The sequence below is a fragment of the Massilia glaciei genome (genome assembly GCF_003011895.2).
Taxonomy (GTDB): domain Bacteria; phylum Pseudomonadota; class Gammaproteobacteria; order Burkholderiales; family Burkholderiaceae_D; genus Telluria_A; species Telluria_A glaciei.
Map to the genome: position 1 here is coordinate 1 of NZ_PXWF02000041.1, position 16,797 is coordinate 16,797.

Annotated in this window: 16 protein-coding genes; 7 read left to right on the top strand and 9 right to left on the bottom strand. The window is 68.5% G+C overall.

Features of this window, described 5'->3' with window-relative positions; all coding sequences use genetic code 11:
- Positions 1 to 88: 88 nt before the first annotated feature.
- Positions 89 to 727: a peroxiredoxin gene (locus C7C56_RS02870; RefSeq protein WP_106755993.1), complete on the bottom strand. Its 639-nt coding sequence runs from the start codon at positions 725 to 727 to the stop codon at positions 89 to 91.
- 256 nt (positions 728 to 983) lie between these two features.
- Positions 984 to 2,624, bottom strand: coding sequence for a DUF4394 domain-containing protein (locus tag C7C56_RS02875; protein ID WP_106755994.1), 1,641 nt, complete (start codon positions 2,622 to 2,624; stop codon positions 984 to 986).
- Between the two features lie 283 nt (positions 2,625 to 2,907).
- On the opposite strand from C7C56_RS02875, the gene C7C56_RS28560 reads away from it, so the two are divergent.
- Together C7C56_RS28560 and C7C56_RS02880 are read left to right on the top strand one after the other, a co-directional pair.
- Positions 2,908 to 3,063, top strand: coding sequence for a hypothetical protein (locus C7C56_RS28560; RefSeq protein WP_181372996.1), 156 nt, complete (start codon positions 2,908 to 2,910; stop codon positions 3,061 to 3,063).
- A 578-nt stretch (positions 3,064 to 3,641) separates the two neighbouring features.
- Complete coding sequence (locus tag C7C56_RS02880) at positions 3,642 to 3,893, top strand: hypothetical protein (protein WP_106755995.1); 252 nt, start codon at positions 3,642 to 3,644, stop codon at positions 3,891 to 3,893.
- 24 nt (positions 3,894 to 3,917) lie between these two features.
- On the opposite strand, the gene C7C56_RS02885 is transcribed toward C7C56_RS02880, so the two are convergent.
- The 4 genes from C7C56_RS02885 to C7C56_RS02900 are packed head-to-tail and all read right to left on the bottom strand — an operon-like array spanning position 3,918 to position 7,154.
- Positions 3,918 to 5,042, bottom strand: a complete 1,125-nt coding sequence (locus C7C56_RS02885) for a DJ-1/PfpI family protein (RefSeq protein ID WP_181372997.1) — start codon at positions 5,040 to 5,042, stop codon at positions 3,918 to 3,920.
- Positions 5,039 to 5,476 carry a hypothetical protein gene (locus tag C7C56_RS02890; RefSeq protein WP_219933093.1) on the bottom strand — a complete coding sequence of 146 codons (438 nt, stop codon included), beginning with the start codon at positions 5,474 to 5,476 and terminating at the stop codon, positions 5,039 to 5,041. The genes C7C56_RS02885 and C7C56_RS02890 overlap by 4 nt, the downstream gene beginning before the upstream one ends.
- The gene (locus C7C56_RS02895) at positions 5,473 to 6,717 is read right to left on the bottom strand and encodes a cytochrome-c peroxidase (protein WP_106755997.1); all 1,245 of its coding nucleotides are present in this window, start codon (positions 6,715 to 6,717) and stop codon (positions 5,473 to 5,475) included. Before C7C56_RS02895 ends, C7C56_RS02890 begins: the two co-directional genes overlap by 4 nt.
- Entirely contained in the window at positions 6,714 to 7,154 is a 441-nt protein-coding gene (locus C7C56_RS02900) for a FixH family protein (RefSeq protein ID WP_106755998.1), read from the bottom strand. Before C7C56_RS02900 ends, C7C56_RS02895 begins: the two co-directional genes overlap by 4 nt.
- Before the next feature lie 177 nt (positions 7,155 to 7,331).
- Here C7C56_RS02900 and C7C56_RS02905 point away from each other — a divergent pair, with 177 nt between their 5' ends.
- Positions 7,332 to 8,330, top strand: coding sequence for a GlxA family transcriptional regulator (locus tag C7C56_RS02905; RefSeq protein WP_106755999.1), 999 nt, complete (start codon positions 7,332 to 7,334; stop codon positions 8,328 to 8,330).
- 278 nt (positions 8,331 to 8,608) lie between these two features.
- Positions 8,609 to 9,445: an HDOD domain-containing protein gene (locus C7C56_RS02910; protein ID WP_106756007.1), complete on the top strand. Its 837-nt coding sequence runs from the start codon at positions 8,609 to 8,611 to the stop codon at positions 9,443 to 9,445.
- 17 nt (positions 9,446 to 9,462) lie between these two features.
- On the opposite strand, the gene C7C56_RS02915 is transcribed toward C7C56_RS02910, so the two are convergent.
- From C7C56_RS02915 to C7C56_RS02925, 3 genes are all read right to left on the bottom strand, one after another.
- A complete protein-coding gene (locus C7C56_RS02915; protein WP_146204254.1) occupies positions 9,463 to 10,575 on the bottom strand; it encodes a hypothetical protein in 1,113 nt (370 codons plus the stop codon).
- A gap of 101 nt (positions 10,576 to 10,676) precedes the next feature.
- Positions 10,677 to 11,984, bottom strand: a complete 1,308-nt coding sequence (locus C7C56_RS02920; RefSeq protein ID WP_106756001.1) for an ATP-binding protein — start codon at positions 11,982 to 11,984, stop codon at positions 10,677 to 10,679.
- The gene (locus tag C7C56_RS02925) at positions 11,981 to 12,727 is read right to left on the bottom strand and encodes a response regulator (RefSeq protein ID WP_106756002.1); all 747 of its coding nucleotides are present in this window, start codon (positions 12,725 to 12,727) and stop codon (positions 11,981 to 11,983) included. The genes C7C56_RS02920 and C7C56_RS02925 overlap by 4 nt, the downstream gene beginning before the upstream one ends.
- Positions 12,728 to 12,916: 189 nt before the next feature.
- Here C7C56_RS02925 and C7C56_RS02930 point away from each other — a divergent pair, with 189 nt between their 5' ends.
- The 3 genes from C7C56_RS02930 (at position 12,917) to C7C56_RS02940 (ending at position 16,780) form a co-directional block, all read left to right on the top strand.
- A complete protein-coding gene (locus C7C56_RS02930; protein ID WP_106756003.1) occupies positions 12,917 to 13,684 on the top strand; it encodes an ABC transporter ATP-binding protein in 768 nt (255 codons plus the stop codon).
- Complete coding sequence (locus C7C56_RS02935; RefSeq protein WP_146204255.1) at positions 13,677 to 16,085, top strand: ABC transporter permease; 2,409 nt, start codon at positions 13,677 to 13,679, stop codon at positions 16,083 to 16,085. Before C7C56_RS02930 ends, C7C56_RS02935 begins: the two co-directional genes overlap by 8 nt.
- A gap of 494 nt (positions 16,086 to 16,579) precedes the next feature.
- Positions 16,580 to 16,780 carry a hypothetical protein gene (locus C7C56_RS02940; protein ID WP_106756005.1) on the top strand — a complete coding sequence of 67 codons (201 nt, stop codon included), beginning with the start codon at positions 16,580 to 16,582 and terminating at the stop codon, positions 16,778 to 16,780.
- Positions 16,781 to 16,797 lie beyond the last annotated feature (17 nt).

Below are 16,797 nucleotides of genomic sequence, written 5' to 3' on the forward strand. Positions count from 1 at the left end.
CATGGGGGAACCATGCGGGGCATGGTTCCCGGTGCGACGTGCTGCTGCGTGTTGTTGCGTATTCTTATTTGCTTGTATTTACTTGTATTTACTTGTTGGGCTGGGGCGTCAGGCGCAGGTAGGGGCGCTCGGCGGTGAAACCTTTCGGATACTTTTGCTTGATGACCTCGGGGTCTTGCACCGTCAGCGGGATGATGACGTCGTCGCCGTCCTTCCAGTTGCCCGGTGTGGCGACGGTGTAGCCGTCGGTCAGCTGCAGCGCGTCGATGATGCGCAGCACCTCGTCGAAGTTGCGCCCGGTGCTCATGGGATAGGTCAGGATCGTGCGCACCTTGTGCTGCGGATCGATGATGAACACCGAGCGCACCGTGGCCGTGGTCGACTGCTCCGGATGGATCATGTCGTACAGCTTGGCGACGCTCTGGTCGGCGTCGGCGATGATGGGAAATCCGACCACGGTGTTCTGGGTCGCCTCGATGTCCTTGATCCAGCGCTGGTGCGACTCGGCCGGGTCGACCGACAGGGCCAGCGCCTTGACGTTGCGCTTGTCGAACTCGGGCTTGAGCTTGGCCGTCAGGCCCAGTTCGGTCGTGCAGACCGGGGTGAAGTCGGCCGGATGCGAAAACAGCACGACCCAGGAGTCGCGCGACCATTCGTGGAAGCGGATTTTGCCGAGCGAGGAGTCCTGCTCGAAATCGGGGGCGGTATCGCCCAGGCGTAATGTCATCGTAATCTCCAGGGTTGATGTTGAAAATAGCAGCGTTTGATTAAAGCACGTATGCCGGACTTGCACACGGACTGCTTTTGACAACTTTGGCAAGCGCCAGTTCGGGCAACGCGGTCGCCCGTCCTGGTCTGGTTTGCCCCGGCAGTGCCAGGGCGGGCCAACCCACCAGGGGGCCCGGCTGCCACCGGGCCCCCGACGCTCACTTCAACGCTTCCACCAACGCCGCCGCAACGCCGCCGCAACGCCGCCGCAACGCCTACTTGAGCGAGATCGCGATGTCGCGCAGTCCGACCGCGCCCGTTCCGTACACCGACAGGGCCGGGGTGGCCGCGCCGTTGACCAGGGTGGCGGCGCCGGTGGCCAGGTCGACGCGGTAGATCGAGGTCGGGCCGGCCGCGCTGGTGCGCAGCGCGGCCAGTATCAGGCCGTTGGCGCCGCCGCCGATGTCGAAGCCGACGTCGCCGGCCACGTTCACGCCGAGCGCGCCGATGTTGACCAGCGTGCCGTCGTTGGGCGGGTTCTGCAGGGCCAGGTTGTCGCTGCTGGTGTCGATATCGAACAGCATGGTGGCGGTCGCGCCGGCGATGCTGTTGGTATAGGCGCCGGCGGTGAGCACCGGCGCGCCGGCGCCGCCATTGATGGCGCCGTCGGTGGTGGTGGCGCCGGTGTCGACGTTGATGCGCAGGTTCTGGCCCAGATTGCTGATCACGCGCAGGCGGTCGGCCACGGGGTTGAAGTCGACCGCGAAGGCGGTGCCGGCGATGGCCGCGAACGGCAGGGTGGCGTCGGCCGCGTCGGCCGCGAGGCTGGCCTTGACGGTGGCCGCGCCGGTCGTGGTGTTGAGCGTGACGATGCGGCCGAGCGAGGACAGGCCGTACATCACGCCGTCCTTCGGACGGATGTCGATCCCGAGCAGGGTCTCGCCGGCGTTGAGGCCGCTGATGGCGACATTGGTGTCGACCGTGTTGGGCGTGAGCGGCTTGAAGCCGACCAGGCGGTTGTCGTCGGTCAGGCCGAAGGCGGCCGGCGCCGTCGGCGCGCGCACGGCCATGCCGCGGATGTCTTCGCCGATGCCGACCGCGCCCACCAGCGTGGCGGCGGCGCTGGCGCCGAGGTTGACGGTGTACAGGTTGCGCGCGCCGCCGACCGTGAAGATCGCGTAGCCCATGTTGGTGCTGCCGTCGATGTCGAAGCCGTTGGCGCTGGCGGCGCCCACGCCGAGCGTGACGGGCACGCTCAGGGTGCCGTTGTTGGGCGGGTTCTGGGTGTACAGGGTGCTGTTGACCGAGTCGATCGCGAACAGCGTGGTCGAGGCGGTGCCGGCGAACGAATTGGTGTAGGCCGACGCCGTCACGGCCGACGTCGCCGCGCCGCCGTTGATGGCGCCGTCGGTGGTGGTGGCGCCGGTGGCGACGTTGATGCGCAAATTGAGGCCGGTGTCGCTGACGACCCGCAGGCGGTCGGCGGCGGGGTTGAAATCGACGCCGAAGCTGGTGCCGGTCAGGCCCGTGTAGGGCGCGGTGAGGTCGGTGGCGTCGGCGCCCAGGGTGGCCTTGGCGGTGGCCGCGGCGGTGGTGACATTGATCTCATAGATGCGGCCGGTGCTGCCCACGCCGTAGAGCAGGCCGTCGGCCGGGCGGAAATCGACGCCGTGCAGGGTCTCGCCGCTTTGCAGTCCGGTGATCGACAGGTTGGTGCGCACGGCGCCCGGGGTCGCGCGGTTGAACGTCATCAGCTTGTTGCCGGCGGTGACGATGACGACGTCGCCCGGCTCGACCGGCGCCGGCGGCGGCGGCGGAGGCAGAGGGGGCGAGTTGTCGTCGCCGCTGCCGCAGGCGGCCAGCGCCAGGGCGAAGGTGGTACCGCCGATGAGCTTCGCGATCAATGCCTTGTTCATGGTTGTTATCCTTTTTTGGTTGGTTTGACTTGGATTTCAAAATATCAATAAAGCAAATAAACACGCGGAAGCGAGCCGCACATCTACGCGCAGGCAACGTTTCTACGGTGGGGTGGGGGATTTGGATTCAAACATTTGAAAAAAGTGTCAAATTGCTCCCGCGACTCGTCGCCGGCGCGGTCGCCCCGCCGTTGCGAACCGGGAGGTGACCCTGACCGTAATAAAATCGGATATCGGTTCCGACCGAAGCGCACCACGCGCAGCCCTGCCGAAAGGAAAAAACATGCTCAACATCGGCGAGATCGGCGACGCCATCGTGGACTGGCTCTACAAGGGCATGCCGCCCGGGCGCATCGGCGAACTGGCGCTTAGGGTGCTCAACGTGGACATGTCGAAGCCGCTGGCGCTGCTCAAGCGCTCGGCGAGAATGTTGCACTAAGCCATGACCCGCGCCGCCGGTTTCCCCTATGGGATCGCGCCACGCCGGGCCATTGCGGCCGGCAATGTTCCGCTATCGGGTCAGACCCCGGGTCAGACCCCGGGTCAGACCCCGGGTCAGACCCCGGGTCAGACCCCGATTGCGGAATAGTGCGCTGAGTGTGCCTCGGTTGCTGCGTCGCCACCCCGGCCGAACAACATTTAACAATGGGGTCAGACCCCGGTTGCGAAATGTTGCACCAAGCCATGTCCCGCGCCGCCGGTTTCCCCTATGGGATCGCGCCATGCCGGGCCATTACCGCCGGCAATGTTCCGCTATCGGGGTCAGACCCCGATTGCGGAATGGTGCGCTGAGTGTGTCGCTGTTGCTGCGTCGCCACCCAGGCCAAAACAAGCATCGGTCCGCCCGGTTTGGTCGTGGCGCCGTGTTGGCGCTTAGTTGAGGAACAGCAACAAGCTCGGGTTTTCGTAAGGACACTGCGTCGATTGTTACTATTTGGCAGTTCCGTTCAGGCAGGAATCGCTAAGCTTCGGGGACGGCTATTTAACCAACTTCCACGAACTTTTGCCATCCATAAAATGAAACTGCTGAGAATCATCTTCGGGTTCGCCACCGGGATCGTGCTGGCCGCATTGGTTTGCTGGGGCGGCTTGTTCGCCTACGAAGTGTTTCTGGCGCGCGCCCTGGGCCGCGAAGGCAGCCTGTTCACCACCAATCCGCAGGCCGCCAACGCTTTCTTCGTCACCTGGGCCGTGGTGTCGCTGATCGCCGCCCTGGGCGGCACCCGCATCGCCGGCGCCGGCCGCCGCGACCGCCCACGCAACAGGTGAGGCGGGCGCACAAGTCTGCCGCGGTCAGTTCCCTTCGTTCTTGTATCCCGGGTACTCGAACGCCAGCGCGACCCCGAACGCGGCGTCCGGACCGTAGCGCCGGGCGATGCCGGCCAGCGCCTTGTCGATCCAGTGCGCCGCAGGGGCGGCGTCGAACGGCGGCAGCATGATCGCGGGCGCGTCGCCGGCGCCGGCCACGCGGTCGGGCACGATCATCAGGCCGTCGCGGGTGCGCACCGGCGCCGCGCTGGCCGACACCGCCAACGCCACGCTGCTGCCGGTGCGCGAATAGGCGTCGAGCGTGAATGCGAGCGCGATGTCGTCGACGCCGGCGCCGAGCGGCACCCCGATGCCGGTGCTGGTGCCGGACCACCTGCCCCCGCCGATCGCCGCCAAGGCCTTGGCGTTCTGCCCGTAACCCGGCTGGAACACGCTGCTGTCGTGGCGCGACGACCAATCCGACACGCCCAGTTCGGCCGCCAGCGCGCCCGCGCGGGCACGTCCGGCGATGGCCTCGACCAGCGCCAGCGAGGTTGGAATGGCGGCGCTGATGCCAGAGCTAGAGACGAAGCGGCGGTCGGCCACATAGCGTTTGTTGGCGACCCAGTCGGTGTCCGGATACGCCTTCGCGCGCCGCTCCTCGGTGGCCCAGTGGGCGGTCGCGCGATGGCCCTTGAGCAGCCCGGTGGCGGCCACCGCCAGCGCGCCGTCGCAGATGCTGACGATGGTGGCGCCCTTTTTGTTCTGGTCGCGCAGCCACGCCAGCAGCCGCGAATCCTTGTCCTTGCCGACCTTGGGGACGATGATGTAGTCGGCGCCGTCCGGGAAGCGGGCGTCGAACTGCGTGATCGTGGCCTGTGGGTCGATCTGGAGCGGCGCCGGCGTCATCTGCAGCCTGCCCGGACGGCTTGCCAGCGACAGCACCTCGGCCGCCCCGGAGCGCGACAGCACCGCATACGGGATCACATAGTCGGACAACTCGGTGCCGCTGCTCTCGCCGATCACGGCGATCACGGGCTGCGCGCGGCCGAAGCGCGCCTGGTAGGGGGCGATCGTTTCGTCGCTCGCGGCGAGGGCGGGCGCGGTGGCGGCGCACAGCAGGGCGCCGGCCAGCGGGAGCAGTTTGGCAAGGTGGGTTGCGGTCTTCATGCGGTTCTCTTGGTTTGGGGTTGCGAAAGCGGAGGTGAAAGCAGCAGCAGGACGGCCAGGTAGCCCGCCGCGGCGAGGTCGTAGCCGAGGCAGAATGCGGGCCACCATGGCGGCACGCCGGGGTTGTGTATCAGGGCGCCGTGCAGCGCGTCGTACAGGCCGTGCGCGGCCAGCGCGGCGACCACGATCCACAGGTTGATCCTGAAGCCGGCCAGCGCCGCGCCCGCGAACACGGTGATCGCGAGCGACTCGGCCAGCAGCGCGCCGGGCGCGCCGCCGATCACGGCGAAAAGCGCGTAGTACAAGGCGATGACGATCATCAGCGTCGGGTAGAACACCCGTTCGCGGTCGAACCGGGCGAGGCTGCAGGCGAGGCCGACGCCCAGCGCGAGCGCCGCGCTGATGACCAGGCCCATGTTGTGGGCCGCGCTCATGGGGTCGGGTCGATCAGGGGGCCGGAAACGGCGCCCAGAAACTGCACGATGTCGCCGATGTCTTGCTCCGACAGGGCCATCGGTTTGCGCTCTGTGCGGCCGAGCGCCGCCGCAGGCGCGCGCGCGTAGTGGCGCACCACCTCGTCGAGCGTGGCGATCTGGCCGGCGTGCATGTACGGCGGGCGCAGCGCGACGTTGCGCAGGCTCGGCGTCTTGAACGCGCCCGTCATGTGCGGGTCGTCGGCGGCGATGAATGCCAATTCCTGGCACTGGGACGGCTTGGCGTCGCTGAATTTTCCGAGGCAGTTGAACTCGTCGCCGACGACCTTGGCGATCGCGGCGGCGCGGCCCGAATCGGGCGCGCGCGCGTCGCGCGGGGGCACGCCAGTGTTGTGGAAGTGCTGGTCGCTGAGCAGCGGCCCGTTGTGGCAGCTGATGCATTCGGCCCGGCCGACGAACAGCCGCAGGCCGCGTTTCTCGGACGCCGTCAGCAATGTCGCGGCGCCCGGTTCGGCGCGCAGCGTGGCGCCGATGTAGCGGTCGAGGCGCGACTCGCCGAAGCGCAGCTTGTGCTCGTAGGCGGCGATCGCCTTGCCCATGTTGGCGAACACGCGCGAGACGGCCACGCGCTCTTCCTCGCGCATGCCGCGCCAGGCCGCGCGTTCGGCCGCGCTGCCGTTCGGGCCGGCCGCGGCGGGCAGCGCGTCGAACGCGGGCAGCGCCGCGAACACCTGTTCGTACTCGTTGCGGTAGTGCTGTCCCAGCAGGCGCGCATAGGTGAGGCGGTTGCCGCCATGCTCGTTTGGGTCCTCCAGCGGCCCGAGGGCCTGCGACCACAGGCTGTCCTTGCGTCCGTCCCAGAACTGCCATGCGCCGCGCGCCGTCTCGACCAGCGGCATGGCGCGCCGCGCGGTCGTGCCGATCCCCAGCGCGAGCGCGCGGTCGTCCTGGAACTGCTTGGCCGGGTCGTGGCAGGACGCGCACGAGACCTTGCCGTTGGCGCTCAGGCGCGGGTCGAAGAACAGGCGCTTGCCGAGCATGGCGGCGGCCGGCACGCGCGCCTGCGCGTTCGAATGGTCGGGCGGGGCCGGCGCCAGCGTCGACAACTGCAGCGATGTCAGCGCCGCCAGCTCGCCCTTGCTCCAGCCGTCGGCGCCGGCGCCGGGCGTGCCGGCGGCGAGCACGCAGGCCAGCAGCGCGGCGCCGCCCAGCGCCAGTGTCAGCGTGCGCGCCCGTTTCATGGCTTGGCGCCGGGCAGGGCGATGACGGTGTTGAACTTGACCTCGTCGCGCCCGGGCGCGGCGTCGATCTGGAGCTTCATCTCCCACCAGCCGGTCATGCTGAATTTCATGCCCTCGAGCAGGTAGCGCCCGTCTCCGAGTTCCCTGGTCACCTTGGGACTGGTCGGGAAGCCGTGGCCGTGCTGGGGCATGCCGCCGTCGAAGCGGATGCGGGCCTGCTTGACGGGGGCGCCGGCCGGAGTGGTGACCCGGATCTCCCACGAATGCATTTGGTTGACGCCGATCGGCGCGGCAAGTGATCTCATGCTTACGGCATAGAGGCTTTTGGCGCTCGGCTGTTGCAGGCGCAGGTCGAGATTGGATGGCGCCGGCATCGAGCAGGCGCTGATCGAGGCCAGCAGCAAGGTGGCGCACAGGGCGAGGATGGTCTTTTTCATGATGAACTGTCCGGTAGTTGAAGAAATGGCGGGTGCAGAAATAGCGCTTGGAAAAAAGCGGGTGGAAAAAGCGGGGCGGCCTGCCCGCCCACTCATGTAGTATGCGCAGGGACGCCTTGTCGGAAATGACAGCCTTCCCTTGATTCCTGCCAAATGTCCTTGCCAACGGAGCCGACCATGCACCAAGCCCACCGCGTCCTGATGGTGGCTTTTCCAAACGCCCAGATGCTCGACATCACCGGCCCGCTCGATGTGTTCAGCGTCGCCAACGGGGCGGCGCTGGCCGAGGGCTTGCCGGCGCCGTACCGGGTGGCGCTGGCGGCGCCGCGGGCCGGGCTCCTGATGACGTCCTCGGGCATCGCGATAGCCGCCGGCTGCAGCGTCTACGACGCCGGCCTCGAGGCCGACACGCTGCTGCTCTCTGGCGGCCCGGGCGCGCGCGCGGTCGTGCGCGATGGCGCCCTGGTGGCAGCCCTGGGCGCGTTGTGCGCGCGGGTCGGGCGGGTCGGCTCGATCTGCACCGGCGCCTTCGCGCTGGCCGCCACCGGCGCGCTCGATGGACGCCGGGCGACGACGCACTGGGCCCATTTCGACGAGTTCGCGCTGGCCTTCCCGCGCGTGCAAATCGACCGCGACGCGCTGTTTGTCAGCGATGGGAAGTTCCACAGCTCGGCCGGGATCTCGGCCGGGATCGACTACGCGCTGGCGCTGGTCGAACACGATCTGGGACGCAGGCGCGCGCTGGAGGTGGCGCGCGAACTGGTGGTGTTCCTGAGGCGGCCCGGCGGCCAGTCGCAGTTCAGCGCGCAACTGGCGGCCGAGGTGGGCGCGCACGATCCGGACCGGTTCGGGGAACTGACGCGCTGGATCGGCGAGAACCTCGACCGGGAGCTTTCGGTGGACATGCTGGCCGGCCGGCTGGCGATGAGCCCGCGCAATTTCGCGCGCCGCTTCATGGCGGCGATGAAGGTGGCGCCGGGGCGCTACATGCAGCTGTTGCGGGTCGACGCGGCGCGCCGCATGCTGACCGATGGCGAACTGCCCGTGGCCCGGATCGCCGAGCGCTGCGGGTTCGCATCGGCCGAGGCGATGCGGCTGGCGTTCCAGCGGCATTTGAACGTGGCGCCGGTCGACTTCAGGGCGCGTTTCCAGCGCGCCGCGAGCGGCGTCGGCTGACGCGCAAACCAGGGTCACCCGGCGCAAGCGACCGCCAATTGCCCAACGCTTCGGGCACCGCGGGTGGGCAGGCTCGGTATGGGTCCCCGCTTTCGCGGGGATGACGCGTTCTGCGCGGGGAATGGCGATGTTTTTTTGACGATGACGACGATTTTGCGCCGATGACGAACACGCGGGCCGGCCGCTGGGCGTAAAAACGCAACGGGATGATCAATTTATTGTTCAAAAGCATCATTTTCGGTGCATACTTGGCGTTCTTCATCCGGGGGATTGGTTCTATGGTCAAGCTCGAGATATTCAGGGAACTGGCGGCGCAGGCCGGCAAGGGCGAATTGACGTTCCCGGCCAATGTGAACGGCTCGCTCAAGCTGCAGCACGCGCTCGACGACGAGGATTGCCACATCGACGCGGCGGCCAGGCTCGTGATGGCCGAGCCGCTGCTGTCGGCCTACACCGTCGCGATCGCCAATTCGGTCGCCTACAACCCGTACGGCAACGAAATCAACAATGTCCGCGCCGCCGTCACCCGGCTCGGCTTTCGCACCCTAAAGTCGATGGTCGCCAGGCTGATCGTGCGCCAGTTGAACAGCGCCATCAAAAACCCGTTGCTGCGGGCCCAATCGACGCTGCTGTGGGAGCACACCGCCCATGTGGCGGCGTTGGCGCAGGTGCTGGCCAAAAAGGTCTCGCGGATCGACCCCGAAACGGCGATGTTCGCCGCCATCGTGCACGAGGTGGGCGGCTTCTATCTGCTCTCGCGCGCCGAGGAGTTCCCCGGTCTGCTCGACGACAACAGCGAAGCCTGGACCGAATACGGCGAGCGGCTGATCGGGCGCGGCGTGCTGCGCCAGCTCGGCGTGCCGGCGCTGGTGATCGAGGCGGTCGATGTGCTCTGGAAGGGGGAGGGCGTGCATCCGCCGCGCACCCTGGGCGACACGCTGTTGCTGGCCAACGTGCTCGCGCCCGTGCCCTCGCCGCTGCAGCCGCGCCGCAGCGTGAGCGCGCTGCAGGCGGCCGACAGCATCGACTTCGAGACGCCCAGGGGCTCGCTGCGCAAGATCCTCGCCGAGTCGGCCGACGAAATCGCCTCGCTGACGGCGGCCCTGCTCGATTAGCAGCCCCGGGGCAGGCCCTATTTGCAGTCGCGCGGGGCGGGCGCGCCGCAGGCGATGATGCGGGTCACGCCCGGATTGAGGAGGTAGTCGTTGTGCGCGCCGAACGGGTTTTCGATCAGGCCGAACCAGGTCGGCTTGTTCGACACCAGCACGTCGGCCACGTGGACGTCGGGCGCGGCGTAGCGCGACGGCTGCAGGCGGTACGACAGCACATCGTTCGGGTCGGTCATGGCCACCAGCGTCAGGGCCGAGACGCGCTTGTCCTGGGCCCGCGGCAGCGCGCGGCGCAGCTCGAGGAAGCGCTCGAGCGCGCCGGCGCCGGCGGGGCGGGCCGCGCGCGCGCGCGTGTCGATCGATTGTTCGGCCAGCCCGAGCAATGGCAACTGGTTGGCCGCCATGAACACCTGCACCAGGCGCGCGGTTGCGTCCTGGCCGGCGTCGGCCTGCTCGCGCGAGGGCGACACCAGCATCGCGTTGAGGGCGTCGAAGGTGATCTTGCTGCCCAGGCTCTCGGCGATCAGCACCAGCGGCGCGCCGCCGCCGTCGGCCAGCACCTTGCCAAGCGCTGCAATCACCTTTTGTTCGATCGCCGGGCCGCTCGCGCCCTGGTAAATGACGGCGTCGACCAGGCAGTCGTTGAGCAGTTTGTCCTTGAACATGGCGTTCAGGCGCGCGCGCCTGGGTTTGCATTCGCCGGGCGCGGCGCAGTCGGTCGGGGTGCCGGTCATGTCGAACGCGAGCTGCTGCTTGAGGGCGGTGGTCAGGGGCGACCAGACCAGGGCCGAGAAGCGGATCGGGACCGCGCCCACGCGCTCCTCGCGCCGCACGATTTCGATCTCGGGCGCGGCCGCCGCGGCTTTGCGCCCGGGCGCCCTGGGCCGGTAGTTGGCGTCGAGCCCGCGCATGACCTGGTCGATGGCGCCGTGCGCCCAGGCCGCGTCGTGGGTGCACATGCCGTGCACCAGCACCACATCGACCGGCTTGCCGGCGCTCTGCGCGAGCACGCCGGACAGGCCGGCGAAGGCGCTGCCGCCATACACCACCACCGGCGGGCGGTACAGGGTCGAACATGACGCCAGGGTGAACATGGCCAGCGCCGCCACCACGAGTATCCGAAAAAACAAGGCCATGCGATTCTCCCATCAGTCCAGCGGCGCACCGGCGTCGGCCGCAATGGTTGATGGTAGCGACCAAAATGAGGGGGAAACCTGCGCTAGGTCAGATCAAGTCGCTACAAGGTCAGGGTCGCCTCGAGTCCGCCGCCGTCGCGGTTGGCCAGCGTCAGCGTGCCATTGATCGAGATCGTGAGCTGGCGCGCGATGGCCAGCCCCAGCCCGGCGCCGCCGGTGCCGCGGTTGCGCGAACCCTCGACCCGGTAGAACGGCTCCCACACCGCCTTCAGGTGCTCGCGCGCGATGCCGGGGCCGCGGTCGCGCACAACGATGGCGAGCCGCCCGCGCGGGTCGGCGTGCACCGCGATCTCGGCCGCGCCGGCGAACTTGAGGGCGTTGTCGGCCAGGTTGATGACGATCCGGCGCAGCGTGTTCGGGCGCGTCAGCAGGATCTTCGCCTCGCCCGCGAGCCGCACCGGGTGGCCGGCGTCGGTGTAGTCGCACACGATGGTGTCGAGCAGGGCGCCGATGTCGACCAGGCGCGCCTCCTCGGTCACGCGGTCGGCGCTGCGCGCGTAGGCGATGCCCTCCTCGACCAGCACCTGCATCACATCGAGGTCGGCATGCAGCTTGGTGCGCAGCGCCCCGTCCTCGGTCAGGTCGGCGCGCAGGCGCATGCGCGCGATCGGGGTCTTGAGGTCGTGCGAGATGGCCGCCAGCATGCGCACGCGCTCGGCCAGGTGGTCCTTGATGCGCCGTCCCATGAGGTTGAAGGCGGCGGCGGCGCGCGCCACCTCGGACGGTCCGTCCTCGGCGATCGGCTCGCACTGCATCGACGCTCCCAGCAGCTCGGCCGCTTCGGACAGGCGGCGCAGCGGCCGGGTCGCCTGGCGGCAGGCGATCCAGGTGAGCAGCGCCGTGGCCAGCGCCTGCAGGGCGAAAATGACACCGCCCCAATTGGAGTAGACGATGACCTCGTCGAGCATGGCGGCGGTCAGTTCGCTGCCGTCGGCGAGCATCACGTGGTAGCGGATCCGCTCGTTGGCGGCAACGGCCGCGCTCACCGCTACCGGATGGCGCGGCCCCAGTTCGGCGCGCAGGGCGGCCAGTTCGTTGGCCTCGTAATTGTATTTGGCGAGCGGCGAGGGCGCATGCGGGGCCGGCGCCGCCAGCGTGAAACGGTAGGCCTTGCGCGACCTATTTTGCAGCAGCGCGGGGCGCGCGGGGGGCGCGGACTGGTCCAGCATCGGCAGCAGCAGGCCAAGGTCCTTGCCCAGGTAATAGCTGGCGCGCGTGACCTGGACGGTCATCAGTTGCGTGCGCGCGAACGCGTGTTCGATGACATGGCCCGCAAACAGCACCAGGCACCATGTGATAGCCAGGCGCGCGAACAGGGTCGGACGCAAACGCGGCAGCGCCCACTTCATGTCGCCGCGTCCACGCTGGCGGCGAACAGGTAGCCGCCGCTGCGCACCGTCTGGATCAACCGCTGCGGGCGTGCGTCGTCGCGCAGGCGCTTGCGTAGGCGGCTCACGAGGATGTCGATCGAACGGTCGAAGGCCTCGGCTTCGCGGCCCTGGGTCAGTCCGAGCAGCTGGTCGCGCGTGAGCACGCGCTGCGGATGCTCGATGAACACGCGCAGCAGGCGGTATTCGGCGCCCGTCAGCGCCACGCTCACGCCGGCGCCATCGAGCAGTTGCTGGGTGCGGGTGTCGAGCTGCCAGGCGCCGAAGCGCAGCACGTGGCCGCCGTCGCCGTCGCCGAGCCGCACCTTGGCCGGGACCATGCGCGCGCGGCGCAGGATGGCGCGGATGCGCGCGAGCAGCTCGCGCGATGCGAACGGCTTGGTCAGGTAGTCGTCGGCGCCCATCTCGAGGCCGAGGATGCGGTCGGACTCCTCGTTGCGCGCGGTGAGCATGAGGATCGGCAGCGGTGTGGCGCCGTCGGCGTGCAGCGAGCGGCACAGGGCCAGGCCGTCTTCGCCCGGCAGCATCAGGTCGAGCACGATCATGTCGACCGCGCCGGCCGCGCCGGCCGCGAGCGCGGCGCGCATCTGGCGCCCGTTGGCCGCGGTGCTGACCTTGAAGCCGTTTTTTTCGAGGTATTGGCGCAGCAGGTCGCGCAACTCGTCGTCGTCGTCGACTACCAATATGTGATCGCTTGTCTGCATACAGCTTTATAGCCGATTTTGCGCGCCAGCGTCCCGGCGGATTGTTTCCGCTTCGTTTCCGCTTCGTTTCCGCCTTGTTTTGGCGGGCCGGGCGAAACACGGGGCACGCAAAAAGCGCAAAAGCGTACACACGCCAGAAACCTGGCGGCGGTGTAATGGCACCACTCCACCACCAAACCAAAGGCCGGCATGAAGCACTCCACCGAACCACCACTGTTGATCGCGCGCGATCTCGTCAAACGCTACGTGGGGGGCGCCGGCGGAATCTGCGCGCTCGACCGGGTCAGCCTCGAGCTGCGCGCCGGCGAGTTCGTCGCCGTTGTCGGCAAGTCGGGCAGCGGCAAGTCGACCCTGCTCAACCTGGTGACCGGCATCGACCGCGCGACCTCGGGCCAGATCCTGGCGGGCGGCGTGGCCGTGCACGAGCTGGGGCAGGCGGCGCTGGCGCGCTGGCGCGGCAGGCAGGTGGGCATCGTGTTCCAGTTCTTCCAGCTGCTGCCGACACTGACGGTGGCCGAGAACGTCATGCTGCCGATGGACTTTTGCGACACCTACCCGGCGCGCGCGCGGCGTGCGCGCGCGCTCGGACTGCTGGCGCAGCTGGGCATCGCCGAACAGGCCGACAAGCTGCCGGCGGCGCTGTCGGGCGGGCAGCAGCAACGCGCCGCGATCGCGCGCGCGCTGGCCAACGATCCGCCGATCCTCGTGGCGGACGAACCGACCGGCAACCTCGACTCCGAGACCACGGCGCAGATCATGCGCCTGTTCGCCGGCCTGGCCGCGGCCGGCAAGGCGGTCCTGATGGTCACCCACGAGCGCGGCTTTTGCCCCTGGTTCACGCGCACCATCACGCTCGCCGACGGCGCCGTGTGCGCCGGCGGCGGCACCGGCGACGGCCTTGGCGACGGCGCCGGCACCAGCGACGGCTTTGGCGGCGGCGGGGCGGCCCGTGCTTAGCCCGCGTTGGAGCAAGCTGCGGCGCGACATGCAGGCCACCCCCGGCCGGGTGGCGCTGATCGTGCTGGCCATGGCGGCCGGCGTGTGCGCGCTGGCCACCATGCTGGGCAGTCTGGCGATACTGACGCGCGAGACGCGCGCCAACTACCTGGCCACCAATCCACCCTCGGCCACGCTGCAGATCGAACGCATCGACGCGCCGCTGCTGGCCACCGTGCGCGCCTTTCCCGGCATCGCCGCCGCGCAGGCCGGCACCACCGTGAGGGCGCTGATCGAAACGGGCGGCGGCGCGGCGCTGCCGTTGACCATCTTCGTGGTCGACGATTTCAAGGCCATGCGGATCAACACGATCCGTCCCGAGGCCGGGGCTTGGCCGCCGCCGCCGGGCGCGCTGCTGCTCGAGCGCGACGCGCTGGGGCTGGCCGGCGCGCGCATCGGCGACAGCGTCAGGGTGCGCGTGGGGCAGGGGCGCGCGCGCGCGCTCAAGCTGGCCGGCACCGTGCACGACGCCGCGCTGCCGCCGGCCTCGCAGGGGCAGACCGTGTACGCCTTCGCCAGCGCCGACACCGTCGCCGGGCTCGGGCTCGACGGCACGCTGCGCCAGCTCAAGCTGACGGTGAACGAGCGGCCCTTCGATGCCGACGCGATCGAGGCGACCGTGGCCAGGCTGGCCGCCGCCTTGAAGCGGCAAGGCGCGCGGATCGGCTGGATCCGGATACCGCCGCCGGGCGAGCATCCGCACCAGCGCATCATGGATGCGGTCCTGACCATGCTCTCGGTGTTCGGCGCGATCGCCGTGCTGTTGTCGGCGGTGCTCAGCGCGACCGTCCTGGGCGGCATGCTGGCGCAGCAGGCGCGCCAGATCGGCGTGATGAAGGCGGTCGGCGCCAGCAGTGCGCAGATCGCCGCCATGTACCTGGCGCTGGTGGGGCTGCTGGCGCTGGCGGCGACCGCGCTGGGCGGCGCGGCCGGGCTGGCCGCCGCGCGCGCGTTCTCCCGCGTGGTGCTGCGCGAGATGCTCAACTTCACGCTGTTCGACGACTCGGTGCCGCACTGGTTTTGGCTGGCGCTGCTGGTGGCGGGCCTGCTGGTGCCGCTGCTGATCGCGGCTGTGCCGGTGATGACTGCCAGCGGGCGCACCGCGAAGGAGGCGATGAGCGACTTTGGCAGCCGGCGCGACCGGTTCGGCGCGGCGGGCGGCCCGCTCTCGCGCCTTGGCTGGATCGACCGTGGCCTGCTCATGGCGCTGCGTAACAGCATGCGCCGCCGCGCGCGCCTGCTGCTGACCGTGGGCCTGCTGGCGGCCGCGGGCGCCATGTTCATGAGCAGCCTGAATGTGCGCGCCTCGTCCGTCCAGCACCTGGTGCAGGCGGCCGGCCAGCGCCATTACGACATCGAGGTCATGCTGCGCAAGCCGGCGCCCGAGGCGCGCGTCATGGACGTGATCGGGGCGCAGGCCGGGGTGCTGCGGGTGGAGCCATGGGAGCGCGGCGCGACCACGCTGGCGCGCGCCGACGGCCTGCGCATCGAACGGGTGTACCCGGACGGCATGCACGGCACGCTGCTGGTGAACGCGGTGCCCGAATCGAACGGCACCTTCAGGCCGGCCATGCTCGACGGCGCCTGGCTCAAGCCGGGACAGGACGGCACGGCCGTATTGAACAGCGCGGCCAGCGCGCTCAATCCGGCGGCCAGGGTGGGCGGCAGCATCGCGCTGTCGGGCAAGGAGGGCGCGCTCACGCTGCGCGTGGTGGGCATCGCGCGCCAGGACATGGCCGGTGCCAGCGTGTACGTGTCGCGGGCCAGTTACGACGCCATGTCCGGTGAGCCGGGCCTGAGCACGCCATACAGGGTGGTGCTGGCGCGGCACGACGCGGCGTTCGTCGAGCGCGCCGCGCGCCGGATCGAGGCGGCGCTAAAGAGCGCCGGCTTTGAAGTTGGCATCAGCATCACCGAGGCGATGATGCGCAAGGACGCCGACGGCCATTTCGTGCTGCTCATCGGCGCCATGCTGTTCATCTCGGCGCTGATGGCGGCGGTCGGCGCCTTCGGCCTGGGCGCGGCCATGGGCAGCAGCGTGGCCGAGCGCGGCCGAGAGCTGGGGATCATGCGCAGCATCGGCGCCAGTCCCGGGGTGCTGCTGCGCAACGTGCTGTGCGAAGGGATGTTCATCGCCTTGATGAGCCTGCCGCTGGCGCTGTTGTTGTCGGTGCCCCTGTCGGCCTTGATCGCCTCGTTCCTTGGCAACTTGTTGTTCGGCCTGCCGTTTCCGCTGGCGCTGTCGACGCCCGCGATGGCGACCTGGTGCGTCCTGATTCTATGTTGCTCCCTGATAGCGAGCGGACTGCCGGCCTGGCGGGCCTCGCGTCTGAGCGTGCATCAATCCCTTTCCACCATTTGATCGGACTAGCTATGAAAAAACCACTGTTGATCGGCGCGCTTTGCGGCGCCGGCGTTCTCGCCTTGTACTTCGTGGTGCGCAACATCGACCTCGTTGGCCTAATCAAACACGTGCACGGTTAGGCCCGCCCGCTTAAAAAATGGGGTCAGTAAAAAATGGGGTCAGAGTCGAATTGTTTGAAATGTTTCAATCAATTTGACTCTGACCCTCATTTTTCTTTGCGGCGTTGGCTTTGTCGTCTTGTACTTTGTGGCGCGCAACATCGGCCTCGCCGCCATGATCGAACACGCGCACGGCCCGACCGTATAAAAATGGGGTCAGAGTCGAATTGTTTGAAATGTTTCAATCAATTCGACTCTGACCCTATTTTCTGTTTTAAACAATCTGACTCTGACCCTCATTTTTTGAAATTTATATTTTTGGGATGAGCTATTTCGACGGGGCACTGCGCAGTATTTATCAGAAGCGCAATTCACGCTGCCCCCGGAGACGCCATGTTCGAACTTCTCATCCTCATCAGCCACTTCCACGCGAGTTCCACGCAGAGAATGCGCGGCATGCTGGCGACGCTGTGCGTGGTGATGGCCGGGGCGGCCGGTATGTCTGCTTGTGCGGACAGCTACGCCAGCCCGGAGCCGGTCGTGGCACATGAGCCGGTGCCGGTGCCGCCGGTTTTCGCACAACGCAGCGCCTAGTACAACATCCCTTAAAT